Genomic DNA, 255 nt, shown 5'->3' on the forward strand with positions numbered 1-255 from the left:
CATTATACAAAAGGTACGCAGTCACGGTCTCAAGGACCGCTCCCACTGCTTGTACGTATACGGTTTCAGGTTCTATTTCACTCCCCTCACTGGGGTTCTTTTCGCCTTTCCCTCACGGTACTGGTTCGCTATCGGTCAGTCAGGAGTATTTAGCCTTGGAGGATGGTCCCCCCATCTTCAGACAACATACCACGTGTGTCGCCTTACTCGTTTTCATCATCGGTTAGTTGTCGTGTACGGGACTATCACCCTGTA

Annotated in this window: 1 rRNA gene; it reads right to left on the reverse strand. The window is 50.2% G+C overall.

The annotated features are described in order from the left end of the window. Positions 1 to 255, reverse strand: a 23S ribosomal RNA gene (locus tag J3L11_RS19175); the annotation flags it as partial.

It is taken from the genome of Shewanella sp. 4t3-1-2LB (assembly GCF_017368415.1).
GTDB lineage: Bacteria > Pseudomonadota > Gammaproteobacteria > Enterobacterales > Shewanellaceae > Shewanella > Shewanella fodinae.